At 62.4% G+C, this 20,550-nt stretch carries 18 protein-coding genes; 9 read left to right on the forward strand and 9 right to left on the reverse strand.

All coding sequences use genetic code 11. From position 1 onward, the window contains the following. Positions 1-191: 191 nt before the first annotated feature. Positions 192-686, reverse strand: coding sequence for a DinB family protein (locus tag GKZ68_RS03450; protein WP_173110743.1), 495 nt, complete (start codon positions 684-686; stop codon positions 192-194). 35 nt (positions 687-721) lie between these two features. Then, complete coding sequence (locus tag GKZ68_RS03455) at positions 722-1,114, reverse strand: group III truncated hemoglobin (RefSeq protein WP_173110745.1); 393 nt, start codon at positions 1,112-1,114, stop codon at positions 722-724. Between the two features lie 52 nt (positions 1,115-1,166). Between GKZ68_RS03455 and GKZ68_RS03460 the strand changes: the two genes are divergently transcribed. From GKZ68_RS03460 to GKZ68_RS03490, 7 genes are all read left to right on the forward strand, one after another. After that, a complete protein-coding gene (locus GKZ68_RS03460; protein WP_173110746.1) occupies positions 1,167-1,778 on the forward strand; it encodes a sce7726 family protein in 612 nt (203 codons plus the stop codon). 67 nt (positions 1,779-1,845) lie between these two features. Next, positions 1,846-3,585 (forward strand): circadian clock protein KaiC, encoded by a 1,740-nt coding sequence (gene kaiC, locus GKZ68_RS03465; RefSeq protein ID WP_173110748.1) that lies wholly within the window; start codon positions 1,846-1,848, stop codon positions 3,583-3,585. Positions 3,586-3,605: 20 nt separating this feature from the next. After that, the gene (locus GKZ68_RS03470) at positions 3,606-3,935 is read left to right on the forward strand and encodes a circadian clock KaiB family protein (RefSeq protein ID WP_254244146.1); all 330 of its coding nucleotides are present in this window, start codon (positions 3,606-3,608) and stop codon (positions 3,933-3,935) included. Between the two features lie 9 nt (positions 3,936-3,944). Further along, a complete protein-coding gene (locus tag GKZ68_RS03475) occupies positions 3,945-4,253 on the forward strand; it encodes a circadian clock KaiB family protein (protein ID WP_173110750.1) in 309 nt (102 codons plus the stop codon). Positions 4,254-4,337: 84 nt separating this feature from the next. After that, positions 4,338-5,960, forward strand: coding sequence for a PAS domain-containing sensor histidine kinase (locus tag GKZ68_RS03480; RefSeq protein WP_173110752.1), 1,623 nt, complete (start codon positions 4,338-4,340; stop codon positions 5,958-5,960). A 36-nt stretch (positions 5,961-5,996) separates the two neighbouring features. After that, positions 5,997-7,091 (forward strand): DNA polymerase IV, encoded by a 1,095-nt coding sequence (dinB, locus tag GKZ68_RS03485; protein ID WP_302052006.1) that lies wholly within the window; start codon positions 5,997-5,999, stop codon positions 7,089-7,091. 64 nt (positions 7,092-7,155) lie between these two features. After that, positions 7,156-7,542, forward strand: coding sequence for a nuclear transport factor 2 family protein (locus GKZ68_RS03490; protein ID WP_173110754.1), 387 nt, complete (start codon positions 7,156-7,158; stop codon positions 7,540-7,542). A gap of 73 nt (positions 7,543-7,615) precedes the next feature. Here the strand turns inward: GKZ68_RS03490 and GKZ68_RS03495 are convergent, their stop codons facing one another. Together GKZ68_RS03495 and GKZ68_RS03500 are read right to left on the reverse strand one after the other, a co-directional pair. Beyond that, positions 7,616-8,113, reverse strand: coding sequence for a cupin domain-containing protein (locus tag GKZ68_RS03495; RefSeq protein WP_217275303.1), 498 nt, complete (start codon positions 8,111-8,113; stop codon positions 7,616-7,618). 119 nt (positions 8,114-8,232) lie between these two features. Further along, a complete protein-coding gene (locus GKZ68_RS03500; protein ID WP_217275304.1) occupies positions 8,233-10,206 on the reverse strand; it encodes a CocE/NonD family hydrolase in 1,974 nt (657 codons plus the stop codon). 184 nt (positions 10,207-10,390) lie between these two features. On the opposite strand from GKZ68_RS03500, the gene mgrA reads away from it, so the two are divergent. Next, complete coding sequence (gene mgrA, locus GKZ68_RS03505) at positions 10,391-11,389, forward strand: L-glyceraldehyde 3-phosphate reductase (RefSeq protein ID WP_173110758.1); 999 nt, start codon at positions 10,391-10,393, stop codon at positions 11,387-11,389. A 112-nt stretch (positions 11,390-11,501) separates the two neighbouring features. Here mgrA and GKZ68_RS03510 read toward each other — a convergent pair whose 3' ends face one another. Then, complete coding sequence (locus GKZ68_RS03510; RefSeq protein WP_173110760.1) at positions 11,502-14,831, reverse strand: AsmA-like C-terminal region-containing protein; 3,330 nt, start codon at positions 14,829-14,831, stop codon at positions 11,502-11,504. A 203-nt stretch (positions 14,832-15,034) separates the two neighbouring features. Between GKZ68_RS03510 and GKZ68_RS03515 the strand changes: the two genes are divergently transcribed. Beyond that, positions 15,035-16,069: a LacI family DNA-binding transcriptional regulator gene (locus GKZ68_RS03515; RefSeq protein WP_173110762.1), complete on the forward strand. Its 1,035-nt coding sequence runs from the start codon at positions 15,035-15,037 to the stop codon at positions 16,067-16,069. A 153-nt stretch (positions 16,070-16,222) separates the two neighbouring features. Here the strand turns inward: GKZ68_RS03515 and GKZ68_RS03520 are convergent, their stop codons facing one another. From GKZ68_RS03520 to GKZ68_RS03535, 4 genes are all read right to left on the reverse strand, one after another. Next, the gene (locus tag GKZ68_RS03520; protein ID WP_173110764.1) at positions 16,223-18,133 is read right to left on the reverse strand and encodes a DUF294 nucleotidyltransferase-like domain-containing protein; all 1,911 of its coding nucleotides are present in this window, start codon (positions 18,131-18,133) and stop codon (positions 16,223-16,225) included. Between the two features lie 83 nt (positions 18,134-18,216). After that, on the reverse strand, positions 18,217-18,894 hold the full coding sequence (locus GKZ68_RS03525) for a 3'-5' exonuclease (RefSeq protein ID WP_173110767.1): 678 nt from the start codon (positions 18,892-18,894) through the stop codon (positions 18,217-18,219). 80 nt (positions 18,895-18,974) lie between these two features. Then, positions 18,975-19,685 carry a pirin family protein gene (locus GKZ68_RS03530; RefSeq protein WP_173110769.1) on the reverse strand — a complete coding sequence of 237 codons (711 nt, stop codon included), beginning with the start codon at positions 19,683-19,685 and terminating at the stop codon, positions 18,975-18,977. 73 nt (positions 19,686-19,758) lie between these two features. After that, entirely contained in the window at positions 19,759-20,475 is a 717-nt protein-coding gene (locus GKZ68_RS03535; protein ID WP_173110771.1) for a pirin family protein, read from the reverse strand. Positions 20,476-20,550 lie beyond the last annotated feature (75 nt).

Raw genomic sequence — 20,550 nt, forward strand, 5'->3', positions numbered from 1 at the left:
TCGGTAAGGCCGCAAAACGATGACCCGCTACGGGCCACAAAACCAGCGCGGAAGTCCGTCAGTAACCAATTGCCACCCTTGCTGCCGGTCAATAGGGGATGCGCTGTATTGCCGCTGTTGAGTGGGCGCTGCCGGGAAAAGCTTGCCACGATAAGTTAGTGGGGCGGCATTCAAGCCTAAAAAATAGGCCTTTACGCGTGGGGGCTGTATTTACCCTCCAGTAATCGACGCAGCAGAATAATCTCGCCGATATGATACGCGGCGTGGTCGCCGATGAGCAGCGCCTCGCGTAAGATGTTCTGGCCCTCGCCGTGGGCTAGCGGCTTAAAAAAATCGGTGGCCGGGTCGTTCAGCAAGTCGGTAAACCGCTGCTGGTCGTGGGCGATGGCGTGCAGCGTGGCCTGCCAGCCGGCCTCATCCACGGCCAGGGTTTTGTCGGGCCAGTAGTCGGCGGGCCAATCGAGGGCTACGTACCGCGGGTTTACACAAAACTCCAGAATATCGGCTTGCGCAAGGCGCAGGTGCTCCACCAGGTGCCAAACGGTATAGGGTACCCCAGGCACGACCTGGTTGCGCAGGGGCGCGGGCAAACCGGCGAGGGCCTGCTCGAAAGTAACGTGGGCATTCCCACCGGCAAGTAATTGGGTGAGTTCGGCCACGAGGGCGGCGCGGGTAGACTGGTTCATTAGAAGAAAAGAAAAGATAGTTCGAAAGGTAGCTGCTACCCGATGGGGCGGGCGCCATCAGGAGCGCTGAGCAGCCCTAGCCGGGTGGCAAATACCCGCCCGATGTGCAGCGCCTGCTGCTTGGCCAGCTCGGCGGTGGGGCCAGCAAAATGCGCCTCGACCGTGGCCTGAAACAGGGCTAGCCAGTGCTCAAAATGCGCCAGCCCAATGGGCAGTGGGAAGTGCTTGCGCAGGGGAAAGCCCTGGTAGCGGCTGGTACCCAATAAGATGCCGCTCCAAAAATCGTAGAGCTGCGGCAGGTGGTGTCTAAAATCGACGTGCGCAAAATCTATAAAAACCGGGGCCAGCACGGGGTCGGCCTGCACGCGCTCGTAGAAGCTGTCTACTAAAAGTTTAACGTCGGCTTCGGTGGTAATATCGGGTAGCATGGCACGCGGCGGGCGCCGTGCGGGGCCGCCCGTTTTACTTTTGAAGGTACAAATGAACGACCCCGCCATCCGCGCCCGGCTCTACCCGCTGCTACTGGGCGGCGTGTACATCGACGAGCTACCCACCGGCAGTACCCGCGCCGATGTGGTGCACATCACCGAGCACTTCATGCACGGCTACGAGGTAAAGGGCGACGGCGACACCTTGCAGCGCGTTGAAAACCAACTGCGCTGCTACGCCGAGGTATATGACTTCGTCACGTTTGTAGTCACCGAAAAGCACCTGCCCAAGCTGCTGCCGCGGCTGCCCGAGTGGGTGGGCATCCTGGTGGCCCCGGCCGGTACTGATGAGCTGCGCCCGCACCGCCCGGCCGGCTACAATGCCACCGTGCAGCGCGCCCCGCTGGCCGGCCTGCTGTGGGTCGAGGAAATAAAGCAGTACCTGCTGGCGCGGGGGCTAGCCGGGGCCAGCACCCTGCGCCAGCGCGAGGTGGCGCAGTACCTGCGCAGCGCGCACACTATTCCGCTCTCGCACCTGGCCCAGTACGTGCGCGAGCGCCTCATGGCCCGGCTGCCCGAGCGCCTGCTGCTGCGCGAGGCGCGCCGGGCCGAGCGCGAGCAGCAGGCCGCCCGGCGGGCGCGCCGCCAAAAAAATAAACGCTAGCCCGCCCGCAGATTTTCCCTAGCCGGAGCCGTAACTTTCCGGACAATTCTGCGCTGACTATCTTTTTATGCAAACAGCTTCATCTTCATCGGCGGCCACCCTGCCGAAGCTGCCGAAGGCTCCCACGGGCATCGAGGGCCTCGACGAAATAACCGAAGGTGGCCTGCCGCTGGGGCGCCCCACGCTGGTGTGCGGCAGCGCGGGCTGCGGCAAAACGCTGATGGCCATTGAGTTTCTGGTGCGCGGTATTCAGGAGTACGACGAGCCGGGCGTGCTCATGACCTTCGAGGAAACGGCCGACGAGCTGGCCGCTAACGTGGCCTCGCTAGGCTTCGACCTCAAGCAGCTGCAGACCGATAAGCAGCTGCGCCTCGACCACGTGCATATCGACCGCTCCGAGATAGAGGAGGCCGGCGAGTACGACCTCGACGGCCTGTTTATTCGGCTAGGCTACGCCATCGACAGCATTGGGGCCAAGCGCGTAGTGCTCGATACCATCGAGGCGTTGTTTGCGGGCTTTCCCAACGAAGCGGTGCTGCGCTCCGAGATTCGACGGCTGTTTCGCTGGCTCAAGGACAAGGGCGTAACGACTGTTATCACCGCCGAGCGGGGCGATGGCACACTCACCCGGCAAGGACTGGAAGAGTACGTGTCGGACTGCGTGATTTTGCTCGATAACCGCGTAATCGACCAGATAACCACCCGCCGGCTGCGCATTGTGAAATACCGCGGCAGTACCCACGGCACCAACGAATACCCGTACCTCATCAGCGAAGACGGCATTTCGGTGCTGCCCGTTACCTCGCTCAAACTCGAGCACACGGTGTCGAACGAGATTATCTCGTCGGGCGTGCCGGGCCTCGATGAAATGTTCACGCGCAAGGGGTGGTACCGGGGCAGCAGCGTGCTGCTCACCGGCACGGCCGGCACCGCCAAAACCACCCTGGCCGCCTCCTTCGCCGCCGAAACCTGCCGGCGCGGCGAGCGCTGCCTTTACTTCGCGTTTGAGGAATCGCCGGCCCAGCTCATGCGCAACATGCTGTCGGTGGGCATCGACCTCAGGCCCTACGTAGACCAGGGTCTGCTGCGCATCGAAGCCTCACGCCCCACGCTCAATGGCCTGGAGCGCCACCTTGTGACGCTGCACAAAACCATCGGTGACTACCGGCCCGAGGCCGTGGTTATCGACCCCATCAGCAACCTGGTGTCGGTGGGTAGCCTGAGCGAAGTGCGTAGCATGCTCACGCGGATGATTGACTTTCTGAAGGTTAACGGGATTACGGCCTTATTTACGGCACTCATCAGCGCCCGCAACGGGCAGATGGAAATGACGGAGGAAGGCGTATCGTCGCTGGTTGATACCTGGATTTCGGTGCGCGACCTCGAAGGCGTGGGTGAGCGCAACCGGGGGCTCAGCATCTTGAAAGCCCGGGGGATGTCGCACTCCAATCAGGTGCGCGAGTTTCTCGTCACCAGCCACGGCATTCAGCTGCTCGACGTCATTATCGGCCCCGAAGGTATTATTACCGGCGCGGGCCGCCTCACCCAGCGCATTCAGGAAGAAGCCCAGCGCGTGGTGAAGCAGCACGAGGCCGACCGCCGCGACCGCGAGCTGGAGCGCAAGCGCCGCGTGCTGGAGGCGACCATTGCCAACCTGCGCACCGAGTTTGAAACCGTCGAAGAAGAACTGCGCCGCGTGAGCGACGAAGAGCAGACGCGCGAAGCGGCCCTGCGCGACGGCCGCTCGGCCCTGGCCACGGGCCTATCCACCGATTATTTAACTCCCCAGACCAACGCCCGGCCCTAAGCGCCGTATGACTGTAAGTTATGATGGAAGTGAGGGAAGAAATGACGAATGGTACCGAGCTACCTGCCGGCGAAACCTGGGAGCTGCGCCTCTACGTGGCCGGCCAAACGACCAAGTCGATTGCGGCGCTGGCCAACCTGCGCCGCTACTGCGAGCAGTACGTAGCCGGGCGCTACCAGCTCGAAGTAATTGATTTGATGCAGCATCCGCAGCTGGCCGAGGGCGACCAGATTCTGGCCATTCCCACGGTAGTGCGTAAGGTGCCCGAGCCCATCCGCAAGGTTATCGGCGACCTCTCCAACGAGGAGCGGGTTATCGTGGGGCTCGACTTACGGCCCCAGCACCGCTAGGCCGTGGCAATGGACCCTTCCCCGCCGGCTGTGCCTGCTGAGCCGCTCTACGTGCTGCGCCTGTACGTGGCGGGCGCAACCCCCAACTCGACGCGGGCCGTGCGCAATATCAAGGAAATCTGCGAGCAGTACCTGGCCGGCCGCTACGTGCTGCGTATCATTGATATGTATCAGCAGCCGCAGCTGGCCGGGGAAGAGCAGATTATCGCGGCCCCGACGCTGGTGCGCCAGCAGCCGCTGCCCCGCCGCCAGCTCATCGGCGACCTCTCGAACCGGGCCACCGTATTAGCAGTATTAGGAATAGACCACCTGCCCTAGCCACCCCATGACTCCCCCGCCACCGCCCTGGCCCAGGAAAACGAAGAGCTGCGCCAGCGGCTGCGCGAGGCTGAGGAGCTGATTGTGGCCGTGCGTACGGGGGCCGTCGATGCGCTAGCCATTCAGGGGGCCGATGGGCCGCGCATTTTTACCCTCGAAAGCGCCGACTATGGCTACCGCCACCTCATCGAGCAGATGAGCGAGGGCGCCGTGCTGCTCGGCCCCGATGGCCTGATACTGTACTGCAATGCCGCGCTGGCTGCCGCGCTGGGCTGCAGCCTGAGCGAGCTGCTGGGGCGGCCATTTACCGATTTTATCCCGGCTAAGTACCAGGCTTACTGGGCTGAGCTGTGGCTAGTGGGCTGGAACACGCACGCGCGCGGCGAGCTGCCGCTGCAAAACGGCCGCGACGGCGCCCTGCGTCCCTTCTCAGTGTCGATGAACGTGCTCACCTTTAGCGGCACACCCACGCTGGCGGTGCTGCTGGCCGATATGTCGGCCCATAGGGAAATCTCGACGATTCGCTCCGTCGTGGTTAAGCAGAATGCCCTGCTCGACCGCAAAAATGAGGAACTGGTGCGCCAGCAGGCCGCCCGCCAGGCCGTGGAGCGTGCCGCCGCCGAGGTGAGCCGCGTGCTCGAAGGTATTCCGCAGATAGCCTGGACGGCCGACCTCACTGGGGCCACCACCTACCTCAACCAACGCTGGTTTGACTATGTAGGTGAGCAGGCCGTTTCGGCTGAGCAGATTGCCAGCCGTATTCACCCTGACGACTTTGCTACCTGTATGCAGCGCTGGGAGCGTAGTCTAGCCAACCAAGAGTTTTTGGAGCTGGAGTGCCGCATTCTTAGCGCCGCTGGCGACTACCGCTGGATGCTGGGCCGCGCCCTGCCCTCGCGCAACGAGCAGGGCGAGGTGGTGCAGTGGATTGGCACCTATACCGACATTCACGAGCACAAGGTGGCCCAGGAGCGCATCACCCAGGCCCAGCGCCTGCTGCGCGACAACAACGAGGAGCTTACCCGCGTGAACGTGGACCTCGACAATTTCATCTATACCGCCTCGCACGACCTTAAGGGGCCGATTACCAACATCGAAGGCCTGCTGGTGGCCCTCACCGACGAGCTGCCCATCGAGGCCCGGCAGCGCCCGCCGGTCAATGACATTCTGGGTATGCTCACCAAGTCGGTCGAGCGTTTTCAGCGTACCATCGAGCAGCTCAGTGACGTGGCCAAGCTGCATCGCGAGCACGGCCTGCCCGCTGCCCCGGTGCCGCTGGCCCCCGTGCTGCACGATGTGTGCCTCGACCTGGCGCCGCTGGTCCGCAGCACCGGCGCGCAGCTCGACCTGGACCTGGGCGACCACGTGGCGGTTACTTTCCTGGAAAAAAACCTGCGCAGCCTCATTTATAATCTGCTCAACAACGCCCTCAAGTACCGCTCGCCCGACCGGCTGCCGCGCGTGCGCGTGCGGGCCCAGCCCGAGGGCCGGCAGGTGCGCCTTTCGGTGCAGGATAATGGTCTGGGCATCAGTCCAGCCGGCCTGCGCAAGCTTTTCGGCCTCTTCGAGCGCCTGCACAGCCACGTGGAGGGCAGTGGCATTGGCTTGTTTATGGTGAAGAAGATGGTGGAAAACGCCGGCGGGCGCATCGCCGTCGAGAGCGAGCTGGGCGTGGGCTCGACCTTCACGGTGCTGCTGCCGCAGTAAGGAGGCCAGCGGGCGGGCCGGGCTAAATTTGTAGTCGTGACGCCAACTACGCCGGCCGCCGCGCCGCGCAAAATCATTCACCTCGACATGGACGCGTTTTATGCCTCCGTGGAGCAGCGCGACGACCCCGCCCTGCGCGGCCGGCCCCTGGCCGTGGGCGGCACCCGCGCGCGCGGCGTAGTGATGGCCGCCAGCTACGAGGCCCGGCAATACGGGGTGCGCTCGGCCATGCCGGCCAGCACCGCGCGGCGCCTGTGCCCCGCGCTGCTGTTTGTGCCGCCGCGCTTCGAGGTCTATAAGGAAGTGTCGGGCCAGGTGCGCGAGATTATGGCCGAGTACACGCCGCTCATCGAGCCCGTGGCGCTCGACGAGGCCTACCTCGACGTGACCCACAACCTCAAGCACGAGCCGTTGGCTAGCCAGGTGGCCCGCGAGCTGCGCGCCAAAATTCTGGCGCGCACCCAGCTCACGGCTTCGGCGGGTATTTCCTACAATAAGTTTCTGGCCAAGCTGGCCTCCGACCACCGCAAGCCCAACGGCCAGTTTGTGATTCCGCCCGGCCGGGGGCTGGCCTTTGTGGAGGGGCTAGCGGTGGGGCAGTTTCACGGCATCGGGCCGGCCACGGCGGCGCGTTTGCACGCGCTGGGCATTTTCACCGGGGCCGACCTGCGCCAGCAGCCCGAGGCGCTGCTGCGCCAGCACTTTGGCAAGGCGGGTAGCTTTTACCACGCTATCGCCCATGCCGAGGACCACCGCCCCGTGCGCCCCGACCGCCCGCGCAAGTCGGTGGGCGCCGAAACCACGTTTGCCCACGATTTGCACGACTTACCCGCGCTGCTGGCCGCCCTGCTGCCAGTGGCCGCCAAAGTGTGGGCCTACTGCCAGCGCACCGGCCAGTCGGGCCGCACGCTCACGCTAAAAGTAAAGTACGCTGATTTTCAGCAGATAACCCGCAGCCGCACGCTGCCCGCCTCCGTGCCCGACGAAGCTTCGCTGCTGCGCACCGGCCAGGAAATTCTGGCCGCGCTCCTGCCTGTGCCCAAAGGCGTGCGTCTGCTGGGCCTGGCGTTGTCGAATCTGGACGGGGAAACGGCCCCGGCTAGCCACGGCGGACAGCTCACGCTTTTTTAGAAAGTGACAAAAGCTCAGCATGACGTTCTTTGTTGTGTTATTCAATCCTCCTTACTTCGCTTAGATGCCTGCCATTCAAGAAATCGAACAGTTGGAGCGCCGCCGCTTCGACGCCCAAATTGCCAAAGACCTGCCCACGCTCGAAAGCATCTTCGCCGACGACCTCATCTATACCCACTCCAACGGCCACCAGGACAACAAGGTGAGCTACCTCGCTTCCATTGCCAGCGGCCAGAGCCGCTACGACCAGGTGGATATTGAAAACATGGTGGTGCGCCCTTATAACGATGACCGCACGGCCGTCGTCAATGCGCTCATCCAGATTGACCTCGGCCCCGGTGCCGACGGGCAGCCCAGCTTCACGCGCATCAAGTACGTGGTGGTGTATATCAAAGACGCCGCTAAAGGCTGGCAGCTGGTGCTCTGGCACGCTCAGAAGCAGGCTAGCTAGCCAAACCGACCTACGCCTAATAACCCAGAACGTCAGGCTCAGCCTGACGTTCTTTTTGGGGTATATACTGGCTTTACCGCCAAATGCTGAGCAAGCCACCAGTGTTGCCTAGCAGCGGGTCGGTGCGGGGTAGGGGCAGGGCGGCGATGTTTTTATCGGTTTGCGGGCGCTCGCCGGGCAGGCCTCGGTTCACGTCCCAGTGCCGGCCATCGGGGTAGGCACCGACTACGCCCAGGTTGTCGCTGCCCAGGTTTTTGTGCCCTACGCCGGCCGGAATAACGAGGATGTCGCCGGCCTGCACGCGCACCTTTTGCCCTGCCTCGCCGCCCATATGCAGCAGCGCCGAACCGGCATACACGCCCAATACCTCGTGCGAGGTACTGTGGTAGTGGTGAAACGGGTACACCCCATTGCGCCAGGAGTTAGTCCAGCCATTCGCCGCAAAGTGGTTTTCTAGCCACGCCGCGCCGGCCGCATCGCGGGCCGTAAAGGCCTGCCGGTACACCAGTAGCGGATAGTGGCTATTCGGGATGGTGCCGTCGTCTTTGAAATACAGCTTTTCGGGTTGCATAAGTCGCGCGCTGCGCAAGCTGGCGGCGGCCAGGCCCAGGGGCGCTAGCCCTACCAGCGGAAGAAAGTGGCGCCGTTTCATAGAACTGCTTGTACGGCCGCCGCGTGGCTAGGGTGGGCCTACCGCCCCAGCACCGGCAGCGTGAGGCTGGAGGCGTGGCCCGGCTCGTGGTACACCCGGATGGTGGCCTTCTTGAAGTCGCCGGCCTCGGCCGTGGAGATGTTGACGAACTGCTGCGGGTTGCGGTCCACGAGCGGAAACCAGGTGCTTTGCACCTGCACCAGCAGGCAGTGGCCTTTTTTGAAGGTGTGCAGCACGTCGTTCAGCTCATATTTTACTTCGGTAGGCACGTTGGGCTGAAAGGCGGTCGGCTTGTCAAAGCCCGTGCGGTAGCGGCCCCGAAACACGTCGGCGCGCACCAGGCGCTGGGTGCCGGGCAGCGTGGTGCTGGGGGCGGCGGGGTCGGCCACGGCATCGTCGGGCAGCACATCGATGAGCTTCACCACGAAGTCGGCGTCGGTGCCCGAAGTGCTCACCCAGAGGTATACCCCTAGCGGGCCGGCCACGGTCATATCCTGGGCTAGCGGCGCGGTCTGGAAGGTAAGCACGTCGGGCCGCTGCGCGGCAAAGCGCTGGTCCTGCACCATATACTCGTTGTTGCGGCTGCTCAGCACGCCTTCGGCATAAGGCACTGGGTGGGCCGGGTCGCTGATGTATTCGGAGAAGCCGAGCGGCGTCGGAATAACTGGTGCTCTAGTAACGTGGTTAGCTATTTTCTGATAAGGAGCAAGTTGCCCTTCTGCTACTCCGTAAAGAGTACCATCCTGCTGAAAATAAAATGGGCGCAGCTGACTAGCCTTCGGTGGCCAGGCCGGGTAGGTTTTCCACTCATTCGTACCCGTGTCAAATACCGTGGCTTCGGCCGCGTTAAACGTGCCTTTGTCTTTCAGATAATAATTGAAAAACGGCGTTTCCAACTGCTGGCGGTAGTAGGCGGCGGTGTTCTGGCCGAAGCTGAGCGGGCCAAATTTGCTCCAGTCGGGGCGGCTCCAGGCGCCGTGGGTCCAGGGGCCCATCACGAGGCGGTTGGTGGCGCCGGGGTTCTGCTTCTCGATAGCCTGGTAAGTGTGCAGGGCGCCAAACAGGTCTTCGGCATCGAACCAGCCGCCCACTACGAGCACGGCCGGCTTCACGCCCGTGAGGTGCGGCCGGATGTTGCGCGCCTGCCAGTAGGCGTCGTAGGTGTCGTGGGCCAAGTACTCGTTCCAGATGCGCGCCCGCTGGTTGAAGTACTTGGTCTGATTAGCATTTTTAATAGGCCCCAGGTCGAGGAAGAATTGGTAGGCGTCCGCGATTTTCAGCGGAAAAAGCTGCTGGTACTCGGCCAGCGGCTGCGGCCGGGGCACGTCGAAATAGTTGGTGAAATCGAAATTATCGAGCAAGAAAAATGCCCCGTTGTGCCGGGCATCGTCGCCGATAAACTCATCCGTAACCGGCGCCTGCGGCGACACGGCTTTGAGCGCTGGATGCGCAAACGGCAGGCTGGCGCTGGCGTAAAACCCTGGATACGAGATGCCCATAATGCCCACGCGGCCATTGTTGCCGGCCACGTTTTTGAGCAGCCACTCAATGGTATCGTAGGTGTCGGTGCTTTCGTCGTGGGGGGCGTTTTTGCCTTTGGCCGCCTTGGTGGGGTGGCTAGCCAGCGCGGGCGTCATTTCCTCAAACTGGCCTTCGGACAGGTAGCGGCCGCGTACGTCCTGATACACGAAAATGTATTTTTCCTGGCTCAGCTCGCGGCTGGGGCCGGGGCCGCGGGTGAGGTAGCTGTCGGCCCCGCGCGGGCCGGCCGAGTAGGGCGTGCGCTCCAGCAGGAAGGGGTAGGGGTGACCCTTGGCGGCATCGAGCGGCACGTAGAGAATGGTGGCTAGCTTGGTGCCGTCGCGCATCGGGATGAGCTGCTCGACCTTGCGGTAGTTCTGGCGCACGAAGGCCGAATCCTGGGCGCGGGTGGCAGCGGTGGTTTGGGCAGCGGCGGGCCGGGCAGCCAGGGCTAGCCCGGCCAGGCCTAGGAAAAATAAAAAGCGAGACATAGGGCAGCAAAATAGCAGATTTTAACGCATAATTGCCGCTGCGCCGTATTCAAAATCGTTTGTCATTGCGAGCTTGCGAAGCAATCGCATCAGAACGGCTTCGTTCGGATAGCGTGCGGGTGCGATTGGTTCGCAGGCTTGCAATGACAAACGATTGATAATCAAAGATTAGTAACAGATTTTTATGACCTACCTGGCTAGCCCCACCCGCTACGACTCGATGGAATACCGCCGCAGCGGCCGTAGCGGCTTGCGCCTGCCCGCCATTTCGGTGGGTTTGTGGCAAAATTTTGGCGAAGTGAACGCCCTAGGCGGCTGCCGTGACATCCTGCGCACGGCCTTCGATGCGGGCGTGACGCACTTCGACCTGGCCAACAACTACGGCCCGCCCCCCGGCGCGGCCGAAGAAACGTTTGGCCGGCTGTATAAGACTGATTTTAAGCCTTATCGCGATGAATTAATTATCTCGACCAAGGCTGGCTACGGCATGTGGCCCGGCCCCTACGGCGACGGCGGTTCGCGCAAGTACCTGGTGGCTAGCCTCGACCAAAGCCTGCGCCGCATGGGCCTCGACTACGTCGATATCTACTACCACCACCGGCCCGACCCGGCCACGCCCATTGAGGAAAGCATGGGCGCGCTCGATGCGCTGGTGCGCCAGGGCAAGGCCCTGTACGTGGGCCTGAGCAGCTACTCGCCCGACGAAACGCGCCGGGCCTGCGCCGTGCTGCGCGAGCTGGGCACGCCCTGCGTCATCCATCAGCCCAAGTACTCGCTGCTGGTGCGCGACCCCGAGCGCGGCCTGCTCGACGCGCTGGCCGACGAGGGCGTGGGCTGCATTGCGTTCTCGTCGCTGGCCCAGGGCGTGCTCACTGATAAGTACTTGCAGGGTGTGCCGCCCGATTCGCGGGCTGCCCGCAAGCTTGGCAACGGCGCCATCGAGGAAAGCCAGCTCAACCCGGCCAATATTGAAAAAGCGCGCCGGCTGAACACCCTGGCCCAGCAGCGCGGCCAGACGCTGGCTCAACTCGCCCTGGCTTGGGTGCTGAAAGACCCGCGCCTGACGTCGGTAATCATCGGCGCCAGCAAGCCGCAGCAGGTACTCGACGCCGTGGGCTGCCTGAAAAACTACCAGTTCAGTACCGACGAGCTGGCTGAGATTGACGCTATTCTGGGGGCGTAGTCTCTTGAGCCACCCAGTGGCACTGCCCAGAAAAAAGAACGGCAGGCCGAGCACCGCGAAGCAGTACTCGGCCTGCCGTTCTTTTTTCCAACTCACGTACTAGAAAATCTTGCTATTCGCTGCTGCGCGGCGACGTGGCTAGCTTGGGCTGCGGCGCCACGAGCGGCGAGCCGGGCAGCAGGCGCAGCGTGGTATCGAGGCGCTGCGTAATGACCAGCTGCCGGAACTGCCGCCGCAGTGCGGCCTGGGCCTGCTGCTGCTCCTGTTTCTGGAAAAGCTTGATGCGGTACTTGCTGTGGGGTGCGTCGCGGCTCAGGTTTACGTAGCTGAGCTTAGCGTCGTGGCGCGTAGTGGCCTCGCCGGCCTGGATGCGGGCAATACGCTTGTTGTTAGAGCCTAGCAGGGCGTGCAGCGGGTTCATGCCCACGTAGAGGTCGGCGCGGCCATCGAGGTCGTAGCGGCCGTTTACTTGCAGCTCGGTGAGGTTGCTGTTGAGGCGTAAGTTGGGGATGAGCAGCTCGCCCCGGCTCAGGGCAAACTCGCTGCTCACGGGCTCAAAATACAAGTGGCTCGTGCGTTTTTTAAAGAACTTGAAAGCGTCTTCGAGCGCCTCCACGTTTATTAGCTCCAGGTCGCGCAGGTCGGCCTTGAGGTAGGCGTTGGTATTGTCGAGGTTAGGGAGGAATTTCTCGTCGAGGTCGGTGCGCAGGGCCGCCGCGCAGCGCAGGCGACCTGTTATATTGCTGCTGTTCATGACGTTGAGGCGCATGGCCGTGGCCGTGCCAAACAGTTCCGGCAGCTGAATGTCCTCCAGCAGCGCCTGCACCTTTAAGGGGTGGTGCTGGCGCCCGGCGTCGGTGATGAGGCGCCCGCGCAGCGTCACGCGCCCGCCCAGCGTGCTCACAGTGCAGTCGTCGAGAATGGCCTCACCCGCTTGTAAGTGCGTGACGAGCTGAAAATTAGCGCCCTGCACGGCCGCGTACCGTACGTGGTCGGCTTCTACGCGCAGCAGCGCCGTAAAGCGGCCGTTGGTGATAAGCGAGCTGGGGGCCACGCCGGTCGCAAGCCGCCGGGCGCGCCGCGCCGCCCGGAGTGCCCGCCGCGCCGCCAGGGCCGCCGAGTCGGTGCGGGGCGGGGCCACGCTGGCTAGCATGCGCAGCAGCTGGGGCACGTCGAGGGTGGGGTAGCGCAGGTAGAGGTTGGCGTCGGCGTGCACGATGCGCAGCCCCTCAACCTGTGCCGTGGCCGAGCCGCTGCCCACGCCGCCCTGGGGCGCCACAAAGTAGATGAAAGGCAGGTTGAGCGCCGAGCCCTGCTTGTCGAAGCGCAGGCGCAGGTCGCGCACGGTTTCGCCATCGGGCAGCAGCAGTGAGTTGATTTCGTAGCTCAGCTTGCCATTGGCGGCCAGCAGCAGCTCGCGGATGGCCGGGCTGGCTGGCGACGTGCGCGAGCGCCGGGGCGGGCGCGAGAGCCGTTCCAGCAAAGACTTGTAATTGAGCGTATCAAAATGAAAATCAACATTGTAGGAGACGGGCACCACTCGGTTGGCTGAGTCGGTGGGCCACTGGGCTTCGCCGTGCACCTCGCCATCCCAGAGCTTGCCCCGGATGCCGGTAAGCTGCACGCGCACCCCGTCGTGGCGAATGCGCACGGCCATGTCGCGCAGGGTATCGGTGGCTAGGGCTAGCCGGCCGCAACGCAGGGCTACATCGAGGTGCATGCCAGCCGGAATGAGGTGGCTGCCCAGCGTGGTGGCAATGCGGCGGCGGTCGACCAGGCTGCGGGCCGGGCGGCGCTGGTGCGCCAGCAGGGGGCCGGTGGCGCTGGGCCGCAGCAGCTGCCGCAGCCGGACAAGGTCGAGCGCATCGACTGCAAAGCTGCCCTTGATATCGGTGGTGGGGTGCTGGCCGGTGAAGTAGTCGAGTAAATACAGTGTAGTAGCCGAGGCGTTGAACTTCATGCCCGCCAGTACACCCGAAGCATTGGAAAGCTGCCATAAGCTGTCGTTGAGACCAATGCGCACGTTGAGACCATGCAAGTTGCCCTGGTGGCCGGCCAGCTCAAAAGTGGCGTTGCGCAGGGTGGCAGTGCCGTGTATTGCCAGGTTTTTGCGAAGCAGCCCGCGCTGCCGCTGCTGCTGGGTCACGGCGGGCAGCAGGCCGTGCAGCTGCACATCGAGGTCGGCAATGCCGCTACGGGCATACCAATGCTCGGGTGAAAGCAGCGCCATGAGGGCCGGCAGCTCGGTGCGGCCGTGCAGGCGGCCCTGCACGTAGGGCCGCTGAAAATTGCGCAGCAAAAACGCCATATCGAGCTGGCCGGCCGGCGAGTACACGCGGCACTGGCTCAGGTTTAGCGTCATCGTCTGGGGCGCGTGGGCGGGGCCGTTGTCGTAGGTGCCCTGCAAATCCCAGCGGTCGATGCGCCGCGCCGAGTCGGGCCACTGAATGCGGGCGTTGCGCATCCCGAAGTGCAGCACAATGTGCGGGCGCACCTGCGGCCCGCTTAGCCCCGACATCAGGTACTCAATCTGGGCTTTGCTCGGGCTGCTGGCTCCGTGCAAAATGGGCCGCAGCGTGGGTGGCAGCGTGGCGTGCAGCACCGCCAGCAGCGGCTGGCTGCCGGCAAAGCGCAGGTTGAGAAAGGTGCCGCGCGGCGGGCCAGTGCCGCTGGCCATATCGGCCGTGTGGGTGCCGCTGATGCGAATGGTATCGCTGTTGAGCGTGGCGCGGGTGTTGAAAAACTCGCCCTGGCGCCGCGCAAAATCATAGCGGTAATTCAACCTGGCCTGTACCGGCTCGTTGGCCAGCAGGTCGCCGGTGCGGTTGCTAAGCCGGTCGAGGCGACCAGTGAAGCGGCCGTGCACCGCCAGCAGGCCCTGGTGCAGGCTGGCGGCTAGCCGGGCCTGAAAGACGCGCCCGCGTAAAGCGCTGTGAATAAAATCGTTGCGGGTAAAAATTCCGAAATTATAAATAATGATGGAGTCAAGTGCCAAGTCGATTTTGGGCGGCGGGCTAGCGGCGGTGCGCTTTTTGCCGCGCAGGCCCCAGGTGCGGCCCAGCGAATCGACGCGCTGGCCGATGGCCACGTCGCGCAGCGTGAGGCGCGTCACTTGCACGCGCCGGTGCAGCAGCTCGCGCAGGTTCAGGCGCAGGTCGGCGCGGCCCAGGCGCAGTACGGGCAGCGTGCGGTGATGCGAGCTGTCGCGCAGGGTAAGGTGACTGAGCGAGGCGGTAGGGTACGGAAAGTCGCGCCACAGTGAAAAATCCACCTCAAACGGGTCGAGCACCAGCTCCGAGTTGTGCGTCAGTTGCGTCCGCACCAGCTGTTTGAGGTAGGGCCGGGCGTAGCGGGTCGTCGCTAGCCAGCCCGCTAGTCCCAGTGCCAGCAACAGAAGCAAAAAACCAACACCCAGCACGCGCCAGAGGGGAAACGACTTCATACAGCAAGCTACACCAGCCAGGCTAATACAGTCGGCAACATTTGCGGCCGGCCGGGCGTTCGGCTACATACGTAAGCAGCGTAGTTTTAGGCCGGTGGCGCCTGGGCGCAGCGAGGCTAAGTTTGCCTGTCGCATCGCGGTAGGGAACCAGCGGCCCCATCTTTGTGGTCGTTCTGTTGTGCTTTCGCCTTTTTTTGCTGCTTATGAATCGTCGCGCCTCCATCACCGACCTGGCCAAGGCCCTGGGCTTGTCGGCTTCGACTATTTCGCGCGCCCTGGCCGACCACCACGATGTGAGCGAGGCCACTAAGGCGCGCGTGCGCCAGCTCGCTAAAGAGCTGCACTACCAGCCCAACCCGCTGGCCGCCGGCCTGCGCCGGGGTCGCAGCAACACGCTGGGCGTGATAGTGCCGCATATCACGGGCTATTTTTTTCCCGAAGTCATTCACGGCATCGCCAGCGAGGCTAGCGAGGCGGGCTTCAACGTGATGATATGCCAGTCGAATGAGGATGCCCAGCAGGAGCGCCAGATTATCGAGCTGCTGATGGGCGCGCAGGTGGCCGGTATCTTGCTTTCGCTCTCTGATACTACTACTGATTTTGAGCATTTTGAGGGCGTTCGCCAGCAGGGGGTGCCGCTCGTATTCTTCGACCGCGTGGTGCAAGGCTTTAAAGGCCCAAATGTGACTTCGGTGACGCTCAACGACTATCTCGGGGCCTACCAGGTGGTCGAGCACCTTATTGCGCAGGGCTGCTGCCGCATCGCGCACTTTACCGGCCCCCTGCACGTCAATATCCACAAAAACCGCCACCAGGGCTACCTCGACGCCCTAGCCGCCCACGGCCTCACGCCCGACCCGCGCCTCATTGCCTTCTGCGAGCTGAGCCAGCAGGGCGGGGCTGCCGCCATGCGCGGCCTCATGCGCCTCTCGGCCACGCGCCGGCCCGATGGTGTATTCAGCTCCAACGACTTAGCCGCCGTGGGGGGTATGCAGGTGGCCAAAAAGCTCGGCTTTCGGGTGCCCGAAGACGTGGCCATCGTCGGCTTCAGCAACGAGGTTTTTACTCAGCTCACCGAGCCGGCCCTCACGACCGTAGACCAGCGCTGCGAGCAAATGGGCCGCACCGCCGTGCAGCTGCTGCAAAAAATGCTGCCTAGCCCCGGCCACTCGCCCGCCACTCCGCGCGGCATCGTGCTCAAGCCCAAGCTGATAGTGCGCGACTCGTCGCAGCGCTAGGGGGTGGTTCTTCTCAAATATTCGTCCTGCTGAACTTGTCGGAGCACCTTGCTAGGGGGCGCCGGGGTAGGACCCTGATGTGGCGAGTAAGATGCTGCAACAGGCTCAGCAGGACGGACGTACTGTTTTGCTAGGCAGAACCGCAACTGAAAATCAGCTCAGCATCTTGGCAAAATTGACCTTGATTTTCAACTGCAAATCGGAGATAACCTTGAAAATCTCCTTCAATGTCACGCGCTCCACTTTGGTTAAGTTTTTGGGGTCCAGGTAGTTGTCGGGCGGTAGCTTGTCGTGCATCATCTGGGTAGCCTGCTTTTTCAGGCGCATGCCCATGAGGTAGTAATATGATTGCAGCAGCTCCTGGTATTCCTTCTCGGTGAAGACGCCTAGCTGGCGCAGCGCGGCTAGCCGCTGACCAGTGTTGGTGACAAAGACGCGGTTTTTGAGGGCGAATACCCGCACCGCGTCCACGATGGGCGACATGATTTTCTTGAGATTCACCACCTGCTGGTCGCCCACCGCGAAGGTGCGGATGTTGTTGAAAAACGTGAGCGGCGGCTCGTACTGCAGGGCATTGGTGGCCATGTAGTGCAAAAAACGGTCGAGCGGCTTTTGCAGCTCGGTGTCCAGAAAATCGTGCAGCTCGTCCAGAATACCCGCCTCGCCATATAAAAAGCGAATGTCGAAAAATGCCGCGAAGCGCATCACGTTCTCGGGGTTCGACTCGTGCAGCCACTCCAGGTAGTTGCGCTTCCAGTGCGAGAGCGAGTGCGTCCACTTTGGGTTTTTGGCCATAAAGCCGCCCTCGCAAAAGCTGAAGCCGATGGAGTTGAGCCGGTCCGATACTTCGGTCGAAAAGCGCAGGAAGTAGTCGCGCACCTCCTCGCGGTGCTCGTTGGCCTTATCTTCGTAGATAATGGCGTTGTCCTGGTCGGTGAGCAGCGTCTGCTCCTGCCGCCCTTCCGACCCCAGCACAATAAATACGAACCGGGCCGGCGGGGCCCCCAGCTCGCGTATCACGTCCTCAATCACTTTCAGGGCAATCGTATCGGCCACGGTCGTGATTACCTGGTTCACGATTTCGGGCTTCACGCCCCGGTCGAGGAGCTGAAATACGATATCCGGCACCTTCTGCCAGTTGCGCCGCAACTCGCGCAGCGACACGGCCTGCTTCACGCCCTGAATGAACAGGAAAGGCGACTGTGCCTGCTCGGCCAGCAATTTATTGCGCGAAATAAAGCCTAGGTAGCCGCCGCTAGGTGCCTCCACCAGCAGGTAGCGCGTCTTGGTCCGAAACATGAGCAGCAGCGCCTCATACACAAACGCCTCGCTGCTCACCGAGCGCGTGGGCGCGTCGAGATAGGTGCTGATGGGCAGCCGGGCATCGCCGAGGCTAGCCACCACCTTGTCGCGCAGGGTAATGTCCGTCACGTAGCCTACTATTTGCTGGCCGTCGTCATCGAGCACGAAGTAGCAGCTGCTGCGCGCCTTGGCCATGCGCCGGGCCACCTCGTGGGTGGGCGTGCTGCCGGGGCAGGCCAGCACTTCGCGCAGCTCCACGGCGGCCATGCGGCGCGAGTACAGCTCGTCGGCAGCAATGAAGTTCTGGGGCGTTTGCGGGCCGGGGTGCACCAGCTGGGCATACTCCTCGTCGAGCATCAGGCGGCCGTAGCGAGTGGTAAAATGCTGAAAAAAAGCCTCGTAGCCCAGGCAAAGACCCCGAAAGTCGTTGCGGTGCAGAAAATACACCCGCGTGCCGGCCCGGGCCTGCACCGTGCGCAGCGAGCGCTTTTTGTTGAGCAGCACCGACACGCCGCCGTAGCAGGTGCCCGGCCCATAAACTTCAGGCAAATGCCGCACCTGCTGGCCATCAACGAAATACGTATCGTAGCCGCCCTCAATTATCAAATCGACGCCGCGCAGCTTGGTTTCGCCCTGGTGGTAGATAACGGCTTCGCGCGGGTGCGTCACCTCCTGCAGCAGCGCCGCCACTTCCTCAAGCACCTCGGGCGGCAGCAGGTTAAAGGGCGCAACGGTGCGCAGAAAGGCGAGGCGGTTTATCATATCGGGTGGCAAATAACAAAAAACGTTTGTCATTGCGAGCGCAGCGCTCGCAATGACAAACGATAAAATAGTAACCTAAAAGCCTAAATCATCCCTAGCCAGTACTTCCAGAAGGGCCGGCGGGCGGCGGCCAGCACCGCGTGAGTGGATGGCGGCTGGAGCTGACGCTGGCTAGCCAGGGTTTCGGCGTCGATGTCGCCGGTGCGGCGCAACTCAAAAAAGCACTGCGCCGTGGCCTCGGCATCGGCCAGGGCATCGTGCTGCTGACCCATGGGCCGCCCAAACTGCCGCTGGTAGAGGTCGGCCAGCCGCAGGTACTGCTGACGCATGGGCTGCAAAAAGCGTTCGGTGAGGCGCATGGTGCAAAAGGTGGGCAGCCCCAGCAGCGCGTTGGGCAGCCCCGAGCGGTGAAAGCTGACGCCTACCATGTGGTAGTCAAGCTCAATGAAGTGCCCCACTACCAGGGGTTTGTAGCGCAGCAGGTCATCATGCAGGCGCTGCATCACCGGCAGGCGGGCCTCGCCGTGCTCGTGCAGGTAAGCCAGCGTGAGGCCGTGCACCTGCATCGACGCGGGGGTGAGGTCGTAGTCGCTGGGCCGAATGTAGTGATTTTCGGTTTTCACCAGCTCGCCGGCCACCGTGTAGATAAGCCAGGCAATCTGGGCTACATGCGGCCACGCGCCCGGCTCGGCGTAGGGCCGGCGCCAGTCGGCGGGCAGGCCCGACGTCTCGGTATCAACGAAAAGCAAGTACTCGGGCACGGCGTAAAAGTAAGAAGCAATTCAGCAACAGTGAGCCATTACTTACCGTGCCCGCTACGCATACTTCCTGGCACGTAGCGCTAGTGATTAATGGGCGCCTCAATCAGCAAAAAGCGCGTGCCCGGCGTGCAGGCAATGCTGATTGTATCGGTGTCCCAGATACCCAGGCTTTCGCGCGCGGCCACGGCTTGCTTACCGACCATAACTGACCCGCTGATGACAAATAGGAATAACAGTTTGTTGAGTGGCTTAAACTGGTAATCAATAATTTGGGCCTCAGTATAGTACCCTAGCGAGAGCTTGGCATTTTGGTTTATCCAGCAGTGCGCCTGGCCTTCTTCATTGCTGACGATGGTGGTGAGTTGGTTTTCGCGCTTCGCCTCGGGAAAAGAGCGGCGCTGGTAGCGCGGGCCTATATTCTGCAGTTTGGGCTCAATCCAGATTTGCAAAAAATTGACCGTACTCTCGCCCACGTTGTGCTCTTCGTGGCGCAGGCCGCTGCCCGCACTCATAATCTGCACCCAATCCTGGTGCACTACCTCGGTGTAGCCCAGCGTGTCTTTGTGGTTCATGCTGCCGGCTAGCATCACCGAAATGATTTCCATGTTGGCGTGGCCGTGAATGCCAAAGCCGCCGCCCGGCTGCACAAAATCGTCGTTGAACACGCGCAGCAGCCCAAAGCCGCTGCGCTCGGGGTCGGCGTAGGGGCCAAAGCTGAGCGAAAAATTGCTCTGCAGCCAGCCAATGTCTTTCAGGCCGCGCTCGTCGGCGCGGGTAAGGCGGGTTTTCATGGGAAAGAGGTAGCGCGGACTTTGTAGTCCGCGTGTGAAGTAAAGGCGCGGACTGCAAAGTCCGCGCTACTTATTAAAACTGCATAGGTACTTCCATGAGCAGGAGCTCAGCCGCGCTATCGGCCTGGATAGCAAGCTTATCGACTTCCCACAGGCCATAGCCATCGCGGCGGTGCAAGGCCTGGCCGTTGATGGTCACGTCGCCTTCCAGCACGAAGGCATACACCCCATTGCCCGGTTTTTTGAGCTGATAATCAGTGTGAAAGTCCTGGTCAAAATTGCCGAGGTGAAACCAGGCATCCTGATTGACCCACACTTCGCCCTCGGCCGCGTTGGGCGATACTACTTGCAGCAGGCGGTTGTGGCGCTCGGCCGGCGGAAAGCTCTGCTGCGCATAGCGCGGCGCTACCCCGCGCTTATTAGGGAATACCCAGATTTGCAAGAACTTAACCGCTTCGGTGGCGCTGTGGTTTTTTTCGCTGTGGGCCACGCCCGTGCCGGCGCTCATCACCTGCACGTCGTTCTGGCGAATCACGGCCTTATTACCCAGCGAGTCCTGGTGCTCCAGGTCGCCCGCGAGCGGAATGCTGATGATTTCCATATTGTCGTGCGGGTGGCGGCCAAAGCCCATGCCGCCCGCCACCGTGTCATCGTTGAGCACGCGCAGCGCGCCAAAGTGCATTCGGCTAGGGTTCTGGTAGTTAGCGAAGCTAAAGGTGTGGTAAGAGTTGAGCCAGCCGTGGTTGGCGTGGCCCCGGCTAGCCGCCGGATGCAAAACTGATTGTGCCATAAGAAGAAAGATTTACGAGTAGTGATAGGAAGACAATTAATGTAGGTACATTGTTTTAAATCTTAACGCAAAAAA

The sequence above is a fragment of the Hymenobacter sp. BRD128 genome (assembly GCF_013256625.1).
Taxonomy (GTDB): Bacteria; Bacteroidota; Bacteroidia; order Cytophagales; family Hymenobacteraceae; genus Hymenobacter.